Here is a 17,941-nt window from a genome sequence, read left to right on the forward strand (position 1 = left end):
TCATCGGTACTTACATGAAGGAATTTCTTTCCCTCCTTGAAGCTGCCATCAGGAAGCTCCCATGCCTTCTTAGCTGCATTAAGCATTGTAGCTGTACCAAGTACATTGGTCTCTACAAAGATCTCAGGATTAACGATTGATCTGTCAACATGACTCTCAGCCGCAAAGTGAACTACGCGGTCAATATCGTTCTCCTCAAAAATCTTGTTTATAGCATCTCTGTCACAGATATTTGCCTTGACAAAGGTGTAATTGTCTCTATCCTCTACATCCTTGAGGTTCTCAAGGTTACCTGCGTATGTAAGGACATCCACATTGATAATGCGGATCTCATTATCATATTTCTTAAACATGTAATGAATGTAGTTAGAGCCGATAAATCCGGCACCACCTGTTACTAAATATGTGCGCATATAAGTTCAGTTCCTTTCTAAACACATAGCAAGTTTTCACTAATATTATACTCATAAAGCCAATACTTTCAAAAATGCATTGATTAGTCTGACAGATATTATCACAATCATGAAGGAATTCCAAAATATCCAAGGAACTCTTCTTCAGCCAGCGTCACTACCTCTTTAAATCTTTTTCCTTCATAAGCATGAAGATTAAACAGTCTCCTCGGTTGCTTTTTGGGAGATGAATTTTTCGCCATCAATTGGAAAAATATCTTCATACTTGGCGTTTCGGAAGCGGTGTTCGCTTCATTCAAAGTTAATTCTTTTTGCTTAAGCGCTTTCAAAATTCCGGGATTCCACTTCCTATATACACGTAGAAAGATAATAAACTTCTCTCCTGAGTTAATATCATTTCTTCTATTGTTATACTCCTGGCTCAGTCTTCTAAAACCAGTTAGGAAATGATCCCTCTCGTTCGGATCATTGAAGAATCCCATAAGCTTCTTATTCTCTAAAATAATATCATCTATAGAGTAAAACACATCTAAAACATCATGAAAATTGGGATACTTACCATTATCAAGGCAGTTTTCAAGGAACTCCTTTGCGGTGCTTTCCCCATGAAGATATGAATGATTATCTATAAAATCCTCTAACTCTTTAAACTCACCCCGCTTAAGAAGATCTCTCCACCCATTCTTGTCAGCTTCAGTTATGGCTTCCGCATCGTGTATCTTTTTATTATAGATAAGACAATAGTTCATTTTGTCCCATAAAAAATGTGGGCTGAACGTTACTCCCAGTTGTTCTAATTTTGTTTTAATTTCAAAATCTGGTTGTCTTCCTCTATCAAGGTATGAACTTCTATCATCAACTACAAGGTATCCTTTATTCAAAAAATCCATGTCCAGGAAAATGTTGCAGCTGTCCTCTATTTTTTCGGTAATCTCTCTTACTACTTCGTCACTGATTTTACCATCCTTGCACTCAACGAAAACCCATTCACCTGCCGGAGTAAGTATAAGCGCATCGTTTGATCTGTAGTTGATGGCTGTACCATTAACTCCTTCCATCCTTCTGTTATTAACATAAATTGTTTTAATATTATCAAAATCTATCGCTTTATATCCAGATACTACCGGGTATTCAACGGATCCTATACGAGCTTTTTTATCCTTCGAGGCTGTGTTTCGAAAGATCTCCTTAAGCGATCTGCAAAAATAATCCTTCTGTTCCTGAGTCAGATTTTTTCCTACTTCAGTTTCCAATTTATTGCTCATAAGTCGTTAAATTCTGTATCCTCCATTATTTCGAAAAGCGGAACTGTAAGCTGTTTAAAGACACTATCTACCTTATTGGTAACGTCTTCAAAGCATACGCCTCCATTAGTATTCACAGTTGTATAAAAATTAGCATTCTGAATCACTTCATATTTTCTTGAAAAGTACAATATTGCCTTTAAGAAATATGGACTATGTGTTGCTATCACCACTTTAAGCCCTACATATTTTTGAAGAAGAACTATTATCTCTGCGTAGCGTATCTGCCACTCAGGGTGAAGGTGAATTTCAGGCTCATCAAGGCCCCACACAGTATTATCCGTTAATAATCCAAGTTTTATGACCTGCTCTAAAAGAACCATAGACTTAAGTCCTGTTGACATATTTTCAACTGGAATTTTCCCTTCCAAACCATTTTCAACAAAATTCAAGCCATTACTGTCATATACTACATATCCGTTCAACACTTGCTGAACCTTCTCTAACGCCTGAGAAAACTTTCTTTCCAGGTTTATTTCGTCAATTATACTTTTATCGGGCCCATCCTCTTCGTACGCTTCCCATAATGACTTATATCTATCCATCTGAAGAAGACCTCTTAACAGCTTCTTTTTGCTGAATTTCACAGCTCTGGAAGCAGCAAGTGATCCAAATAGGTTCAAAACATCAGGCTCTCCAACAGAAAGCGCATTGTATTTCATCGGATATTCTCTAATGATTTCTGAACAATAATCTTTCTTATCTCTCGTAAAAGTCAATCCGGCAGCAGCTCCATTTTCCTCTACAATGATACTTCCCGCAGAAGCATTAAAATTGACTACCGAATCTCCAAAGGTCTTTCTAAACTCATCAGTCACATGACGATAACCTATCTCATCATCATCCAACTCAAAGCTTTCCATTATATTTGAATACGCCAGCATAGCTGCATCGAAACTTTCTGAATTGATATAATCGATGTTTAAGCCATATAATCCACAGATGTCTCTTATAAATAGATCTATATCCTTTTGAACTGCCTCTCCTGACTCTTCTTCTAATATACGAGGAATATATAAATCGATTGTGGAATTTATTTTTCCGGTTTTTTTGCGAACTATGTTGGTGTTTTTCTTGCAAAACAAATCAAGTGCGTCTCCGAGTTTGACCAGTTCTTTTCTAAGATTCAGAATTCGCTGTTTTTCAATAAACTGATCCATATCGGCGAAGGCTGATATAGCTGTAAGCAGAGCTTTACCGGCAGTACTTTTACCCATGTTATTGCTGCCGGCTATAACCGTTATTCCGTCAACTTTTATAGTGGCATCTACTACCTTTAATATGTTTTTAAGTATTAGTTCCATATAGAATTCTCTCCTTCAGCTTCTTTCCTTAACCTCTCCAGCTCATTCTCCCTGTCGTACTCAGCCTGTTCTTCCTCAAGAAGCAGCGTTCTGCGGCCCTTTCCGCGTTTACCTCGCCTGTCGATAAGGGCATCCTCGCCGCCTGCTTCGTATTTTCGAACCCATTGATAAACGTGAGCATAGCGAAGTCCATAAAGCTCTGCCGTTTCACGGATGTTTCTGTTGTGATCCAGGCAAAATCTTACGACTTTCAGCTTTTCCTCATAGGAAAGCTTCTTCTCTAAGAGGTCCTGACCAGAATCAAGATTCATCTGCATTATCTTTATTTTAGTTTCAAAGGACATTTGTCTTTTGGGAACTTTTTTATTTTTTGACATGGTAATCTCCTGTAACTATATTACTGAAAGCCACGCCCCAAAAATCTTATTCCCCGGTAGATTCCTCAACTTTTTCCTCAAGCTCACGAATTCTCTTCTCAAGAAGTCCCTGATTCTGTATGAGCTTGGTGATGCGCCCGGCCTGTCTTGACGCAATGCTTGTAAGAGATAAAACCAGCATGATAAGGAAACCTATCAGCATTATGTATAGTCCATTCATTGCACTGGTTATGCCAAGAAGCTGAATTATATAAAACATCAGCATTGGATTTATCACAAGCACAAGCATCACAACTCCTGTAAAAAGCCACAGAAGCGTGTACTTCATGTTGAGCATTCTATGCTTTAGAAGTGATAATATTATAATAAAGTAGATAGCTATCGCGGTTATAAGTACCGCGGTAAGCCTTGGTGGTATTATTGTACCCATTTCTATTTCCCCTATCTTCTGATACCATAGCTTATTCTGCAGACTATGATGTCCAATGTAACCTTGATCATGTAGTAGACTGACCTTTTCAGGTTTATGGAACTGGTGCCGGTCTCACGCTCCCGCATGATTACAGGAAGCTCAATGATTCTTTTTCTTCGCATAACGGCGTCCATAATAGCCTCCGGCTCAGGATAGTCTATGGGATAGCTTACTGCAAATACATTTATGAAAAATTTGTTCACTGCGCGGAAGCCGCTGGTCACATCCTTAATTTTCGTAAGACAAAGAACTGTTATAAGTCCGCTTAGAAATCTTATACCGATACGCCTTGTAACTGAGCTTTGGAAGCCTTCCTTATTTACAAACCTTGAACCGATTACGTAATCTGCTTCACCATCGAGGATAGGCTGCACAATATCACCTATGTATGCAGGATCGTGCTGACCATCGCCGTCAAGCTGTACAGCCACATCATAGCCCTTCTCCTTCGCATACTGATATCCTGTCTGTATGGCACCACCGATTCCCAAATTGATGGGACAGGTCACATGATTGTAGCCGTTCTCCATAAGGATCCGGGATGTGTTATCAGATGAACCGTCGTTTACCACAACATAATCATACTGAGGATATCCATTCTTTAGCTCCTCAACTATATTTTTGATGTTCTCGCCTTCATTGTAGGCAGGGATGATTATAAGCACATTTGATTTCTTTGTGCTGTCCGAATAAGTCATTTATTATTCCCCGATTTTAAATATTCATACAACATCTTGATTATAGCATATTTTCCTAGTCTTCCCGTGACAAAATAGTTTACGAAATTATAATAATTAATCTCTCGTAATCATGTTATAATTTTCTCATCAACCAACTAGAATTTTTTCACAGGAAAGGAGCTTTTCTTATGAAGTACGTATGTGGCACATGTGGATATATTTATGACGAAGCAGCAGGCGATCCGGATAACGGAATCGCAGCAGGAACAAAATTTGACGATCTTCCGGCAGATTGGGTATGCCCTCTTTGCGGTGTAGGTAAGGATGAATTTAAGCCTGAATAATTATCACCAAAATCTATATTGCTTTTACTAAGGGAACCGGGGCGACAGCATTCCGGTTCTTTTTTTCTCTCAGTTTTTTCATAATCCATAAAAAAGCAGCGACCCCTTTACCGCGCCGCTACTTTCTCATGTTTTTATAATTATCTTTATTTTTGTAATTCGACATTTCTATCTCAATGTTCAAAACAATTGGATAAAACATCTTGATTTTTTTTTATTATTGTTATTTAATACATCTTTGGGTGAATACCCTAGAAAATTGATAGTTTCTATTTAATACAGCCATGGGGTTCCAGCCCATGGTTTTATTATTTTCCGGGAATCGTCTCCGCATTCCTGGGAAAATAACCAGGGTATATCGCAGTCGAGCCTGCGCTTACCTTGTATTAAAGCTTCCATAACAATAATCTCCTTTTGACCTGCTTTCTGTTTTTTAGTACTACGAGTGAACACTCTTTAATCGATCGATATATGTACTATTGGTGAATACCATGATAAAAACAGGCATTTTGCATTAAATCCTTACATGTTCCCATATGTTCCCGGCAAATTATTTCCCTAAACTGACTTTGCAGCGAACTTGTAATAACTAATCCTATTGTCCTTATTTTCTTTTATCTCTTTTTAAATTATTACTCTTCAAGCCCATAGTTTGATAACTCCCCAGGTACAACTTTTAGGAATAATCAAGATGATCATCTTGTTCTTGAATGCATCGGAAACTTAATGCTCACTGATAGTATCATCAGATAAAAGTTTCGTCAATAAATAAATTATAATTTAACCTCGATTTTCATTTTGAGAACGCATTATGATTTTTAAAAATCAAGCATGAATTCTGAGCTTATCAAAAATTTGGTTTTAAAGAAAATTTTTGATTTGACCTTCAAAAAAGATATATTTTTGATGTCTTAATGAATATGAAATTACGTTATTAAGATTAATTTTTTTATCAGTTTCTATTTTGGCACTTCTGATATTTTTCTATCAAAGCAGCGAACAACATAAATAATGCGCATATACAACATAACAGTTTGCACACACGCATTATAATACAGTTTCCTATCATATTTTATACCACCTGTTTGTCCAGATAGTCCTCATAGGCTCCCAGATTTGAGATGGCAGAGAGAGTTGAATTCTGAAGAGTTGAAAGTGTACTGTTTGATGATCCGTCATCACCGGTACCGCCAACCGCCAGACCGCTGAAAAGTGCCTGGGTAAAATCAGCCGAATCCGTCAGGGAATTTTGAAGTGTATCCTTCATGATTGAAGCTGTAAGATAATTCTGCATAATCAGATTGCTTCTTGCTTCCTTCTCGGTTCCATTTGATGTATCAACACCTGCGAGGCCTGCCAGCCTTTCAGCTGTATCCTCATCCACTCCTGTGGTCTTAACCATGGAATCCAGCACACCTGTAATAGAGTTTAACCCGGAGCTTGCTGTCACTGCTCTTATAGCAGAATCAATCAATTCTTCATTGCTTGTCTCCGGAGCATTATTAGAAACAGACTGCAGAGCATTATTAAGCAGTCCGCTAAAGGTATCGCCTGAAGACAGTGTATTAACCACATCACTTATTGATGAGGTGCCTGATACACTTCCTATTTTGTTACTAAGTGCTGATAAATTTGTGTAATTAGAAACAATTGAAGAAAGATAATCGTAGTCCATGACTCCCCCAACATCCACAATATCTTGTGGTTCCCCAAAAACTCTTTCCATATATTGCTTTATTTGATATTATCTCACATTTTTACAGCTTTTTGTTTGATGTATTTTAACCTTTTAAATCACAAAAAAGAACCGCTACAGTTCTGGTTTTAAGCCATGCCGTAACGGTTCTTGTAGATTCTATGCGGCTTTTGGCACCATGCATTTTTATTCTGCAGCTCCCACTATAGCTGCCTTACACATATGCCAAATACTTTAGATAATTACTGTACAGATACAGATGTGATGTGGGGGTTAACACCCTCATACCAGTAGAGGAAGCCCTCCATGTCTACTGTATCACCAACGTTAAGACCTTCAACTGCCTTGTAAACGTCTGAATCCTGACCGCAAAGGTAAGACTCAACTGTGAATGTATATGTTGTGCCATTTGCAGAAACGTTGAAGTAAAGGTCATCACCCTGTGAACCTGAACCATCATAGTTGTAAAGGAAAGCTACATCATTTCCGTCAGCATCCTTGCTAGCCTCAACTGTCATACCCTTGAATGCTACGAACTCGTTCTGGTGATCGATAATAGCATCATCTGCAAGAAGATCAGTAACATCAAGTGCCTCTGCTACAAAGTTGCCATCCTCGATCTCAAACTTAGCATCTGTGATCTCAACTTCGCCTGACCACTCAGACTTATAACCTGTAACCTTGATCTTTGTGCCGGGTGTAAGCTGCTCGTACTCTTCCTCTGAGCAAGGCATGTTGTAAATAAAGTAAGCACCGTCCTCAGCCTGTGTGTAGAATGTAGCGTTACCAACGCCTTCGTTCTCCCACCAGCCCTGCTTAGCCTGTACGTATGTCTCAACTGTTACTTCTGAATCAAGCTCAGCTGCAACGTAGTCTTCGTGTGTCATAACATCGCCTGCTGCCTCTTCAGTTGCTTCTTCGCCCTCTGAATCCTCTTCAACTACCTCTTCAACAGCCTCTTCAGCTGCATCTGATGCATCCTCAGCAACTTCCTGAGCTGCTTCGCTAACCTCTTCTGCTACCTCTGATACAGCCTCAGTAGCTGCATCCTGTGTTCCTTCTGCTGTCTTGCTGCCGCATGCTGCCATGCTAAGAGCAAGGCCCATTGTCAAAACTGTGGCAATTACCTTTTTCATAATTTTTTCTCCTCTTTTGCTTTTACATGTTAATGTAACAGACGTATTATACCACTATTTTAAAATTTTGGTCCTAAAAATATAAATTCCTATAAATAACCATGTGGTCACAAGTAATCTAAGGAGCCACTTCGACTCACTTGGAAGCTCGCCGAATTCAGCTTTTCCGCTGCCTGCAGCAGATGCCTGATCTAAATGATACAGACTCTTTGTATCCTCATAGAGCTTTTCGATATAGGCTTCATCCACAGTAGCTTTTCTTCGAACCGACTTTGTGGCATTCTCAATAAGCGTTCCTGCTGCATCCCTTAGGGAAGTTGAACCGTTGAATACGCTTGTTATAAATGTATATCTTTGATTTTCCAAAAGAAGCTTCGTCGCATCTATTTTTACATCATAATAAGTGCTGTTGTCTTCTCCTGCGCGTCCCAGATAGTCCTGATATTCAGCCGATTCCTGAGCTTTAGAGGTTACGGGAACATACCCTTCTGTCTCTGCATAGGCTATTTGCACATCATTCGTCAGCATATACTGGGCAAAAAGCCATGACGCAAGCACTTCCTGCGGATCCTTCTTATTAAAAATACAAATGGATGGTCCCTGCGACATCATGGCAAACTTCTTTTCACCGGGAGCAAGCCTCGATGCCTTGTTATCAGAAATCTCAAGGCCTTCTCTGTCCACAAATTGAGGAATAGGATAAACAGCAGTCTCAAAATCCATTATCTTATCCTTGGCAATGTCGCAAAGGGGCGCATTTGTTCCCATCCAGGTAGCACCTGCCGTGGAATCCACAGCAAAAATGCACTGACCAGCGTTAAGGAAGTTTGCAGGATATCCGGAAATCTTAAAGGTGGAAAAAGCTCCCGTTTTAGCATGAGAAGCAATCTCAATCAGGTTTTCCTTTGTTACATCCTCAAAAAGCCAGTTATTTCCAAGAGCGTCCGAATACTGCGCACCCTCCTGTCTAAGCAGAGTGATCATCATATTGTCGGTGGACTTATAAATGAAGGGAATCAGAACCTTCTGACCATTTAACTTAAATGTCCCATCCTCATTTTTCTCTGTCGCCTTTTCAGATACCTCCCAGACAAAATCCCAGGAAAGAACCTCCGGCATCTCATAGCCAAGCTGCTCTATAAAGGTTTTGTTAACGTAACATGCTTCCGTGGAGCGCATATAGGGTATTGCATAGTAGTGATCACCTATAATTCCCTCAGATAAAAACTCTGGAATTATTTCATCCTTTGCGGGAGCATCATACTTAAGCTCAGAGCCGGAGAGACCATACCTTGAATCCTCCATAAGAAAATCCAGCGGTACCACCGTATCTGCTCCTGTAAGATAGGTAGCGATATGATCCGGATATGTAATACATACATTTGGCGTCGTATCTGTGGAAATATTGGTAATTACATCGTTGTAGATTTTTCCGTAGTCTGTGTAAAGCCTAAGGTTTACATCAATGTTTGGATATAGCTTTTCAAAATCAGTTATGGCCTTCTCATAGATTTTTGTCTGAGTTTTGTTGGTATCATTTTTCGCCCAGAAGGTAATCTCATATTTTGAAGTCTCATCGAAAGCCTCCGGAATCTCAAAGCCCAGAGACTCTTTTGATCCATGGCATGCGGTAAGTGGCAGCGCAGACATCAAAACAAGCGCTGCTGCCATGAAAGATGCGGCCTTCCAGGATTTTTTCCCAAATGAAAGAAGTCTCATCCCTTGGTTCCTCCTCTTGCAACGCCTGCCATTATCTTTTTCCTGAAAACAAGGAACAGTACCATAAGGGGCACTGATATTGCGACAACAGCTGCCATCATGGCAGGAATATTTTCTCTTCCAAAGCCGTTTTCTCTTATTTCCTGAATTCCGTTTGAAACAAGGAAAAAGTTCGGATCGTCGGTTATAAGTCTTGGCCATACGTAGGAATTCCAGCACTCGATTACCTTAAGGATAGTAATTGTAATAAGTGTCGGCTTTGCTATAGGAATCATAACCCGCCACAAATAGCGTAAATCTGATGTTCCATCAACCTTTGCGGCCTTATAGAGCTCGTCCGGGATCTGCTCAAAATTTTCCTTTAATAAATAAATATAGAAAACCGAGATCACTGACGGAAGCACAAGACCCGGCATGGAATTTCTAAGGTCCATGTTGGTGATCGTAACGTAATTGGTAATGATAACCAGCTCGTTAGGAATCATCATAAGTGATAAAAACAGAGCAAACAGTATGTTTTTGCCCTTAAACTCGAGCCTTGAAAAGGCAAAGGCCGACAGCACCACAATAACCAGCATGATAGCCGTTGTAACTGCCGTAAACACAAAGGTATTAAGCAGGTATCTGCCAAGAGAGACCTCCGTAAAGGCATCCACGTAGTTCTGAAATGTGGGTGAAGTAACAAAGAGCTTTGGTACATACTCGCTGTTATAGGAGCTGTAGCTTTTAAAGGATGTAAGGATCATCCAATAAAATGGGAAAAGTACTATAAGCGCCCAAAATGCCAACAGAAGATATCGAAGAATAAGTCCTGTGATATTAGCCGCCGTAGCCCTCTGCTCTATTAGTTTATATTCTGAATTTTCATGGGGCTTTGCCCCCGTTTTTCCATCTGTATTTGAAGACATAAGCTTCCTCTTTTCATGATGAATTATGCTAAAGTCAAAAAATTACTGATAATATACAGTCTTCTCACTGACAAGAAGGTTAATAATTGTAATCGTAAACACTATGGCAAAAAGAATTATGGCTGCTGCCGATGCGTAGGAAGGATAGCCGCCGCTGTTTCCGTACAGCATGTCATAGATGTAACCTACAATGGTGTTCATTCCAGCAGCATTAAGGTCCGTTCCAAAAAGAGCAACCTCGTCGCTGTATGCCTTGAATGCCCCGATAAATCCCGTAATTACAAGATAAAATACCATTGGCGATATCATAGGAAGTGTGATCTTGAAAAAGATTCTGTATTTTGGTGTGGCATCAATTTTTGCCGCCTTATAATAAATAGGGTCAACGGATGCCAGATTACTTGTGAGGATCAGAATTTTAAAGGGCAGTACTACCCAGATTGTGTAAAAACACATAACAAACATCTTGGCTGAATATGGACCATCGATAAAGTCCACGGATTCGCCGCCAAAAAATCTGATCAGCACATTTACCATTCCGTCCGTGTAGGCCGTTTTCTGAAAAAGGATCATGAAAACAAGTCCAACCGCCAGAGTATTTGTCACATACGGAAGGAAGTATATCGTTTGGAAAAGCTCACGAAGCTTATCTATTGAGCTAAGGGCCAGAGAGATTATAAGCGCAATACCTGTAGAAAGCGGCACAGTTATAAGCACAATGATAAACGTATTCTTAAGCGCCTGAATAAAATAGGGATCATGCAGCACATAAGAATAGTTGTAGCCACCAATTCCAAAATAGCTCTGGGATGCAAAATTATACCCCTCCTCAAAGGAATAGATGAAAACATCTATCATGGGATAGACCAAAAAAGCTCCCAGGAATATGATCGCCGGCAATAAGCATAGCCAGGCAGTTAAGGTCTGTTTTTTATTATTCATTTAGTGAAGCACCTTCCCTGTTTTTGCATCAAAAATATGAATCTTGTTTGGCTTAATTGTAAAAGCAACCTCTCCGCCGGGAGTCTTGATTCCCGTGCCGGATGCCACAATTGCTCTTATCATAGTGCCTTCAAAAAACTCATTTGCGCACAGAACACTGGAATCTCTGCCCATTACTTCAAGCTTTCTGAACTCGCAGATAAGCCTTTCTTTATCATCAGAGGCTTCGCTTCTGCCATTCCAGCTATCATCAGGTATAAAGCCCTCAGGCCTTATGCCAACATAAACATCCCTGTCACCAAGGTCCTCTTCCATTCTATAAACTCTGTCCGTTCCAATGAAAACAGATCCTGCTCTGACAACACCCTTAAAGACATTTATCTGAGGTGTTCCGAGGAATTTGGCAACAAAGAGATTATCAGGCTTGTCATAGACATCCTGAGGATTACCCTGCTGCATGATCCTGCCATCCTGCATTACTACTATGGTATCGCAGATACTCATGGCTTCTTCCTGATCGTGGGTTACAAAAATCGTAGTTATTCCTGTCTCCACCTGAATTCTCTTAAGCTCTTCCCTGGTCTGCAGTCTTAATCTTGCATCAAGGTTAGATAATGGCTCGTCCAGAAGAAGTACCTTGGGCTTTTTAACAAGAGCTCTTGCTATGGCAACTCTTTGCTGCTGTCCGCCTGACATCTCAGAAGGCTTTCTGTCAAGAAGCCCCTCTATCTGTACAAGCTTTGCAGTCTCAAAGACCTTCCTGTCCATTTCATCCCTTGTCAGCTTATCCTTCCCCCTAAGGTTTTCAAGAGGAAATCTGATGTTTTCTCTGACGTTCAAATGAGGATAAAGTGCGTAATTCTGAAAAACAAGTCCAACTCCCCTGTTTTCAGCAGGAAGCTCCGTAACATCATCATCGCCAAAATAAATTTTGCCCTGTGTCGGCTTTTCAAGGCCGCTTATAAGATTAAGAACGGTACTCTTTCCACATCCCGAAGGGCCAAGAAGCCCCACAAGCTTGCCATCCGGAATCTCGTAGTCAAAATCGTTAACTGCGATAACATATTCCTTTATTTTCTTGTTTCTGTTTGGAAATTTTTTGGTTAGATGCTCCAAAACTATTTTCATAAAAAATCCCCCAAGGTATATTTATACTCTGAATCCTGCTTTATGATAATTATCCAGAAAAATTCTAATGTCCGAATTCATTATCAGATTATCAGGAAATGCTATCTCTTTAAGCTCTGCCTGTAAAAGTGGCAGCCCCCCTATCTCCTTCGCATTAAGAGCCCCGGAGTCAGCGCATATCATAACATCTTCCTCAGCGCATTTTATAAGGAGTTTTCTTGCTTTCTCCCTTACTTCATCCCCAAGTAAAAGGGTCTGTTCATCTATTTCCACAGGCTTATTAAGGCTTCTGCATGCTCTTATAAGCTCCGTATAGTCAAATTCTAAATCTGTTCTGCAAAGATTCCCAAGCATCAGCACCTTTTCATCGCTTACAGCATTTATATACATCTGCGTTGCCTTAGCGGAGCTCATTTCCATAGGCTTCCATTTGCCGCTGGCTAAAGCGATTATAAAATCCGGCATAAAAACGGTATCACCCCAAAACTTCTTTTCACCGGGAAGACCTATTCCAAAAAGATAGCCCTCCGGACTTACGATATCCGCAACGCAGCCATATAGAAGCTTTACCCCGGATACGTCCCTGGGGAGAATCTCCTGCTCATCATCCTCTAAGCTTGATGTTTCCGAGTTATCACCTTCGGATGATGAATCTTCTTCCGTTTCCGGATGCTCCGGATCTCTGTCAACAACCAGCGAACTGAATGGATCTGTTACTGCCAGAAGCTCAAGTCCTGCCTCTATCCCTGCATCTATATTTTCCTGTAAAGACGACTGTCCGCCTGCGGTAAAAAATGTATGAGTCCGCAGATCGCATCTTATACTGATCATAGAATTTACCCACATTCATTTTTACTATATAGCCAAAACCGCTTAATTGATACCCTTTTGATGGTTTTATTGAAAAAATAATTAAGCGTTTTCACTTTTTACCTTTATTATAAAAAGTCTGCCTTCCCTTACTGAAACTATGGCACTGCCTCCATCCGGGACTTCATTACTTACTCCGACAGGAAAATCCATGGTCAGCTCTGCATCCTTAACATTATACTTTGCACCTTCTATGGTGACACCATGGGCATCGCCCCCTGCAGGAAGCACAGAAAAATATTTAAAATCGCTTCCTATAGTTTCAGACCTTTTTTCGGAAATTAATGTGATCTCAGAATAATCATCTATTATCATCCCGGAAAGCCCCTTCATTTCCAGCATGATAAGAATTGCCATATTGCCAAGGCTGTGATCGAACCGTTTTCCGAGAACTCCCACAAGATAAAAATCAGTAAATCCGCGCTTTATTGCTTCCTTTACTGCAAAAACACTATCGGTATCATCCTTTTCCGTGGGAAGCTTTATCAGCTCTACATCAGTTTCAGGCACCGGATGCGAATCGAAGTCACCTATTATAAGGTCCGGCTTAAAGCCCAGCTTTTCCTCATGATAAAGACCACCATCGCAGTAAATGTAAAACATATTCTCATCTATATGTGATTTAACCCATTCATGGTTTTTAATCTCAGCCCCTGCTATGATGACGCATTTTTTCATAATTCCACGACCACTCCATTTTATGATCAGCTTTTCATATATCTTTAACACTATATCATTATAAAAGGCAGATGATATTAGCTACCATCTGCCTTACATTATAATCCTATATTCTATATTATGCCTATATCACGATTATGCTTCAGTATAATAATTATTGCCTAAAAGCTTTCACGCTATATATCTTACTTTATCCTGTCCAGAATTTCCTGGGCGTTCTCCTTTGTAACCTTTACATAATCGCAGCCTATGTAGTGATCGTTGCCTGCCCCCTTCATATAGTTGATGGTTGCGGCTGCTGCCCGGTGCGACTGATCAAAGTAGTCATTGAAAACCGTTCCCGTAATAGATCCGTCAATGACATCATCAAGGGCTTCCGTAAGGGCATCAACTCCAACGAGGTAGATATCATCGCCAACAGTCCTGCCTGCTGCCTTAATGGACATAAGAGCCCCAAGTGCCATAGCATCGTTGTTACAAAAAACCACCTCTGTTTCGGGATACTTCTCTAAGGCCTCCTTGGAAAGTGCCTTTGCCGTCTCCATATCCCAGTTTCCAACCTCATCAAAGAGACATTTTACACTCCATCCCTTATCCTCTAAGGCCTTTACGGAAAACTGCGTTCTGTACTGGGCGTCTATATTCTCAGGATCCCCCTCTATCATGATGTATTGAACAATACTGTCGCCGTTCTTATCAATCTTCTCAAGACCAATATCTGTTATGATATCGCCCTGAAGCGTTCCTGACTGACGGGCATCGCAGCCAACATAGGTTACTTCCCAGCCATTATCCACCCATCTTTGCTCTTCTTCGGCATCCGGTTCTCTGTTTATATAAACAAGGGGTATTCCCGCCCCCACTGCCATGTCTGTGATTGTGGCAGACTCTGAAGTGTTGACCGCATTTATAATAAGAACATCAATGCCGCCATCAATCATGTCCTGAATCTGCTTATTCTGCTTTTCCTGACTAAGCTCTGAATTCTCTACTGTGATGTTTTCCTCAGAAAATCCCTGGTCCACCAGATAGTTTACAAGTTCATTTCTGTAAAGTGTCATGAAATTATCATCAAAGTTATAAATACAGATACCGATTTTTTTCTGAGAAATGTCATTACTTTTTTCGGCTGATGCCTCCTGCTGTGAAGCTTCTAAGCTCCCTGTATCGCCGGTAGCTTCATCCTCTGCCGGTATCGGTTCTCCTCCCGCACATCCTGAAAGCATTGCTACCACAAGTACCCCGGCTATAAATAAACTGCCTGTTCTATTTTTCATAGTGCATTCCTCCTCGTGCCTTACAAGGTAGTTTTATCTTTTCTTTTCCGGATATTTCTCATAAAAATCTTTTTTCTCATCCAGCATCTGCTTATGAGAATCTCTAAGGGCAGCTCTGATATCTCCGGCTCCGTCGTCGGCACACCAGCCTATGGAAAGATGAACACCCTCCGGATCACTTCCAAGCTCTCTTAGCTTTCCTATCTTTTCTTCGAATTTCTCTTTGCTTACTCCCTCCGCAACCACAGAGAATTCCTCTCCTGCTGAGCGGAAAACCTGAGATTCCTTGAATATGCTCCTAAAAATCTCACCTGCCTTGGCAAGCGCCTCATTACCTGCATCATGACCATCCTCTGCGTTAAGCGCTTTAAGTCCGTTCATGGCGCATATTGCAACTCCAAAAGGAGCCTTCTGATATTTTAATCTGGCATCCAATTCATCAACCACTCTGTTCATGGCAGCTCTGTTTCGAACGCCTGTAAGCATATCAAGGCTTGTAAGCCATTCAAGTCTCTTTAAGAACTCGCTGTTAGCCATTTCAGATGCAAGGAAAAGAGCCATAAGCTTGGCTGTTTCTTTTATTTCACTTTCTCTCTCCGCATCAAAACTGCTGATAATAAGATATCCCTTTGTCTGCTGCTCATGGGAAAGAGGAACAAGGCACACATTGCTTGCGCCTTCTGTTTTAAGAAGGTTAGCCCACTTATCGGGAATTCTACTGTTGTTTTCAATTTCGCTCATATCCCTGATTATGAAGCTGTTACTGTCACCAATGATCTCATCCCAGGCTTCAACTATTTCAAAAGGAACCTCACTGAAAAGCTGCTCTGCTGCAATGGATCCATCTCTGATGCTCTGTCCTATGATCTCCGCCATCTTTTTCTCGTTATCTGCAGAAACGACACAAACAGAAACAGCGTCTGCAAAATTTCGAAGATCATCCAATACTTCGTTGAGGTTAGCCTTAAAATCTGCACCTTTTTTAAGGCTTACGCTGGTTTTCATAACAAAGCCTGCGACAATGGGAGATATAGCGGAAAACTTATCCGGCTGCATCTCTTCGTCTAATCCATATATGAACTGGCAATAGCCAGTTTTTCCATCTGATGAAGGTTTTAGTGGAAGAATAAGATTCTCAGACCATCCGCCATAGAGCTCCGTGGTGTCGATATACGTATGAAAACGCTCACCTTCGAAGGCAGATTTAAAGCACATGTCGTCAAACTCTGCTTCCTGTCTGATAAATTTGGTATATAGTTCGCCCTCTGTGTTTTCTCCTGTCATGCTGAATTTGTCATTAGCTGCAACAATCCTGATTTCTCCGCAGGTTCCATCAGGATTCTTCTCAACACTCATAACTGCACATGGATCAACACAGCTCTCAGCTATTATCTTAAGCTTTTCATAATCCGGATTATTGGAGCTCATTCTGCACCTCCTGGGCGGTCTGATAGATATTATTATTCTATCATAATTTGCATTATAGAAATAAAAATACGATAAACTGAGTATTTAATTTATCTAAATAATCCCGAGAGTCACTGTTTCTGCGGAAACTTAGGTTATGCTGTATACTTTCTTCCCTTTTGCCAGGTATTATCCAAAAAGACGATAAGTGGCTTTGTGCAAATGTTATAGATAATATAAATCACAAAGCCTGCCACGTAAATTCCTGCCGCCGAAATAAGCATGGAAATAACAAGGAGCACAGGGCTTCCCGAAGCAAAAAACTCGATATTGCAAAGAGGAAGGAACCTTACATGTACCAGATACACAGTAAAGGATGCTGCTGAAAGTGTATTGATAACCTTGGTGTTTTCGATTTTCATATTCCTGAAAATAAGGAAAATAAGCACCGCTTCTATGATCACAAGAGGATTATCGTAGTTCCAGGCTATCGTTTCAAAAACGTTCTTTTTAAGAACAAGCTTATCAAAGTATGTCCAGAGGATGATAAGCACCGCATCGATGCAAAACCAGATAAGAAGCTTTGAAGTCTTAAGCTCAATTGATGCTCCCGCCGCGCCATTTTTATCCATGTCCCTGAGAGAGCACCCAATAAGATACATAAATACAAAAATCACAATGGTATATCCTGACTGGGAACCGGTCGCTCCAACAGTGCTAAGGCCGTTCATCGACCTTCCGGATACAGCTCTTGCGACCTCAAGAAGTGTAGGATAAACCGAGAAAACGATGAGCATAAGTGTCAGAAGTCTCTTTTTCCCTGCCGAATCAAGGCTTTTCCATACAAGATTTATATAGGGCGAAAAAATATAGAGCGCCGCATAAATAAATACAAACCAGTTTACGGACATGAAGAATGATAAAAAAACATCAATATTAAATCCGCCGCCATTTGCCAATACCGATATTCCAAAGAAAACAAGGCCCAATATCAAAACCTGCAAAATGAGTTCTACAGGCTTTAGCAGATCTCTCTTGTTATTGTCAGCAAGAAAATATCCTGAAATAAGTACGAAGACATTAACCGCACAGATAGAAAGCGTCTCAAATAAAACCATGATGAACTCATTTACGCTGCCGGATGCCGCAAAGCCAAATCCACCGCCGATGGAAGCGTTATTGTAATGGAGCCACACTACTCCGCTGGCTGCAAGGATTCTCAATAATTCAATATTTGATTGTCTACTTTTACGATCCGCCACGTTTGGTGCTCCTATCATAGCTGT

The 17,941-nt window shown here is 40.6% G+C and carries 19 protein-coding genes; 1 reads left to right on the top strand and 18 read right to left on the bottom strand.

The window, feature by feature from the left end; all coding sequences use genetic code 11:
* The 6 genes from G608_RS0111720 to G608_RS0111745 form a co-directional block, all read right to left on the bottom strand.
* On the bottom strand, nucleotides 1-413 hold a 413-nt coding region (locus G608_RS0111720; protein WP_026496189.1), incomplete at its 3' end, for a GDP-mannose 4,6-dehydratase.
* A 107-nt stretch (nucleotides 414-520) separates the two neighbouring features.
* Complete coding sequence (locus G608_RS0111725) at nucleotides 521-1,678, bottom strand: hypothetical protein (protein WP_026496190.1); 1,158 nt, start codon at nucleotides 1,676-1,678, stop codon at nucleotides 521-523.
* Nucleotides 1,675-3,021 carry an AAA family ATPase gene (locus tag G608_RS0111730; RefSeq protein ID WP_026496191.1) on the bottom strand — a complete coding sequence of 449 codons (1,347 nt, stop codon included), beginning with the start codon at nucleotides 3,019-3,021 and terminating at the stop codon, nucleotides 1,675-1,677. The genes G608_RS0111725 and G608_RS0111730 overlap by 4 nt, the downstream gene beginning before the upstream one ends.
* The gene (locus G608_RS21010; RefSeq protein WP_051209251.1) at nucleotides 3,012-3,398 is read right to left on the bottom strand and encodes a helix-turn-helix domain-containing protein; all 387 of its coding nucleotides are present in this window, start codon (nucleotides 3,396-3,398) and stop codon (nucleotides 3,012-3,014) included. Before G608_RS21010 ends, G608_RS0111730 begins: the two co-directional genes overlap by 10 nt.
* A gap of 46 nt (nucleotides 3,399-3,444) precedes the next feature.
* Nucleotides 3,445-3,828, bottom strand: coding sequence for a DUF2304 domain-containing protein (locus G608_RS0111740; protein WP_026496192.1), 384 nt, complete (start codon nucleotides 3,826-3,828; stop codon nucleotides 3,445-3,447).
* Between the two features lie 11 nt (nucleotides 3,829-3,839).
* Nucleotides 3,840-4,568 (bottom strand): glycosyltransferase family 2 protein, encoded by a 729-nt coding sequence (locus tag G608_RS0111745; RefSeq protein ID WP_035795483.1) that lies wholly within the window; start codon nucleotides 4,566-4,568, stop codon nucleotides 3,840-3,842.
* A 170-nt stretch (nucleotides 4,569-4,738) separates the two neighbouring features.
* Between G608_RS0111745 and rd the strand changes: the two genes are divergently transcribed.
* Nucleotides 4,739-4,894, top strand: a complete 156-nt coding sequence (gene rd, locus G608_RS22895; RefSeq protein WP_081669826.1) for a rubredoxin — start codon at nucleotides 4,739-4,741, stop codon at nucleotides 4,892-4,894.
* Nucleotides 4,895-5,167: 273 nt separating this feature from the next.
* Here rd and G608_RS24140 read toward each other — a convergent pair whose 3' ends face one another.
* From G608_RS24140 to G608_RS0111810, 12 genes are all read right to left on the bottom strand, one after another.
* Nucleotides 5,168-5,293 carry a hypothetical protein gene (locus G608_RS24140; RefSeq protein ID WP_255345340.1) on the bottom strand — a complete coding sequence of 42 codons (126 nt, stop codon included), beginning with the start codon at nucleotides 5,291-5,293 and terminating at the stop codon, nucleotides 5,168-5,170.
* A gap of 673 nt (nucleotides 5,294-5,966) precedes the next feature.
* Nucleotides 5,967-6,620 (bottom strand): hypothetical protein, encoded by a 654-nt coding sequence (locus G608_RS0111760; protein ID WP_196810191.1) that lies wholly within the window; start codon nucleotides 6,618-6,620, stop codon nucleotides 5,967-5,969.
* 212 nt (nucleotides 6,621-6,832) lie between these two features.
* Nucleotides 6,833-7,726 (bottom strand): hypothetical protein, encoded by an 894-nt coding sequence (locus tag G608_RS0111765; RefSeq protein ID WP_026496195.1) that lies wholly within the window; start codon nucleotides 7,724-7,726, stop codon nucleotides 6,833-6,835.
* 54 nt (nucleotides 7,727-7,780) lie between these two features.
* Nucleotides 7,781-9,445: an ABC transporter substrate-binding protein gene (locus tag G608_RS0111770; protein ID WP_081677406.1), complete on the bottom strand. Its 1,665-nt coding sequence runs from the start codon at nucleotides 9,443-9,445 to the stop codon at nucleotides 7,781-7,783.
* Nucleotides 9,442-10,353, bottom strand: coding sequence for a carbohydrate ABC transporter permease (locus tag G608_RS0111775; RefSeq protein ID WP_081677407.1), 912 nt, complete (start codon nucleotides 10,351-10,353; stop codon nucleotides 9,442-9,444). The genes G608_RS0111770 and G608_RS0111775 overlap by 4 nt, the downstream gene beginning before the upstream one ends.
* 42 nt (nucleotides 10,354-10,395) lie before the next feature.
* Nucleotides 10,396-11,295, bottom strand: a complete 900-nt coding sequence (locus G608_RS0111780; protein WP_026496198.1) for a carbohydrate ABC transporter permease — start codon at nucleotides 11,293-11,295, stop codon at nucleotides 10,396-10,398.
* On the bottom strand, nucleotides 11,296-12,423 hold the full coding sequence (locus tag G608_RS0111785; protein WP_026496199.1) for an ABC transporter ATP-binding protein: 1,128 nt from the start codon (nucleotides 12,421-12,423) through the stop codon (nucleotides 11,296-11,298).
* 21 nt (nucleotides 12,424-12,444) lie between these two features.
* Complete coding sequence (locus tag G608_RS0111790) at nucleotides 12,445-13,254, bottom strand: hypothetical protein (RefSeq protein WP_026496200.1); 810 nt, start codon at nucleotides 13,252-13,254, stop codon at nucleotides 12,445-12,447.
* Between the two features lie 81 nt (nucleotides 13,255-13,335).
* A complete protein-coding gene (locus tag G608_RS0111795; RefSeq protein ID WP_026496201.1) occupies nucleotides 13,336-13,971 on the bottom strand; it encodes a thiamine diphosphokinase in 636 nt (211 codons plus the stop codon).
* A 185-nt stretch (nucleotides 13,972-14,156) separates the two neighbouring features.
* The gene (locus G608_RS0111800) at nucleotides 14,157-15,248 is read right to left on the bottom strand and encodes a substrate-binding domain-containing protein (RefSeq protein ID WP_026496202.1); all 1,092 of its coding nucleotides are present in this window, start codon (nucleotides 15,246-15,248) and stop codon (nucleotides 14,157-14,159) included.
* A gap of 33 nt (nucleotides 15,249-15,281) precedes the next feature.
* Nucleotides 15,282-16,676, bottom strand: a complete 1,395-nt coding sequence (locus tag G608_RS0111805) for a GGDEF domain-containing protein (RefSeq protein ID WP_026496203.1) — start codon at nucleotides 16,674-16,676, stop codon at nucleotides 15,282-15,284.
* Between the two features lie 134 nt (nucleotides 16,677-16,810).
* A complete protein-coding gene (locus G608_RS0111810; RefSeq protein ID WP_026496204.1) occupies nucleotides 16,811-17,917 on the bottom strand; it encodes an acyltransferase in 1,107 nt (368 codons plus the stop codon).
* Between the last annotated feature and the right edge of the window lie 24 nt (nucleotides 17,918-17,941).

The sequence above is a fragment of the Butyrivibrio sp. WCD3002 genome, assembly GCF_000424265.1.
In the GTDB taxonomy this organism is placed as follows: Bacteria; Bacillota; Clostridia; order Lachnospirales; family Lachnospiraceae; genus Butyrivibrio.

Coding starts and splice junctions, on each gene's coding strand:
- G608_RS0111725 (WP_026496190.1), bottom strand. CDS start 1,678: ATGAGCAATAAATTGGAAACTGAAGTAGGAAAAAATCTGACTCAGGAA.
- G608_RS0111730 (WP_026496191.1), bottom strand. CDS start 3,021: ATGGAACTAATACTTAAAAACATATTAAAGGTAGTAGATGCCACTATA.
- G608_RS21010 (WP_051209251.1), bottom strand. CDS start 3,398: ATGTCAAAAAATAAAAAAGTTCCCAAAAGACAAATGTCCTTTGAAACT.
- G608_RS0111740 (WP_026496192.1), bottom strand. CDS start 3,828: ATGGGTACAATAATACCACCAAGGCTTACCGCGGTACTTATAACCGCG.
- G608_RS0111745 (WP_035795483.1), bottom strand. CDS start 4,568: ATGACTTATTCGGACAGCACAAAGAAATCAAATGTGCTTATAATCATC.
- rd (WP_081669826.1), top strand. CDS start 4,739: ATGAAGTACGTATGTGGCACATGTGGATATATTTATGACGAAGCAGCA.
- G608_RS24140 (WP_255345340.1), bottom strand. CDS start 5,293: ATGGAAGCTTTAATACAAGGTAAGCGCAGGCTCGACTGCGATATACCC.
- G608_RS0111760 (WP_196810191.1), bottom strand. CDS start 6,620: ATGGAAAGAGTTTTTGGGGAACCACAAGATATTGTGGATGTTGGGGGA.
- G608_RS0111765 (WP_026496195.1), bottom strand. CDS start 7,726: ATGAAAAAGGTAATTGCCACAGTTTTGACAATGGGCCTTGCTCTTAGC.
- G608_RS0111770 (WP_081677406.1), bottom strand. CDS start 9,445: ATGAGACTTCTTTCATTTGGGAAAAAATCCTGGAAGGCCGCATCTTTC.
- G608_RS0111775 (WP_081677407.1), bottom strand. CDS start 10,353: ATGTCTTCAAATACAGATGGAAAAACGGGGGCAAAGCCCCATGAAAAT.
- G608_RS0111780 (WP_026496198.1), bottom strand. CDS start 11,295: ATGAATAATAAAAAACAGACCTTAACTGCCTGGCTATGCTTATTGCCG.
- G608_RS0111785 (WP_026496199.1), bottom strand. CDS start 12,423: ATGAAAATAGTTTTGGAGCATCTAACCAAAAAATTTCCAAACAGAAAC.
- G608_RS0111790 (WP_026496200.1), bottom strand. CDS start 13,254: ATGATCAGTATAAGATGCGATCTGCGGACTCATACATTTTTTACCGCA.
- G608_RS0111795 (WP_026496201.1), bottom strand. CDS start 13,971: ATGAAAAAATGCGTCATCATAGCAGGGGCTGAGATTAAAAACCATGAA.
- G608_RS0111800 (WP_026496202.1), bottom strand. CDS start 15,248: ATGAAAAATAGAACAGGCAGTTTATTTATAGCCGGGGTACTTGTGGTA.
- G608_RS0111805 (WP_026496203.1), bottom strand. CDS start 16,676: ATGAGCTCCAATAATCCGGATTATGAAAAGCTTAAGATAATAGCTGAG.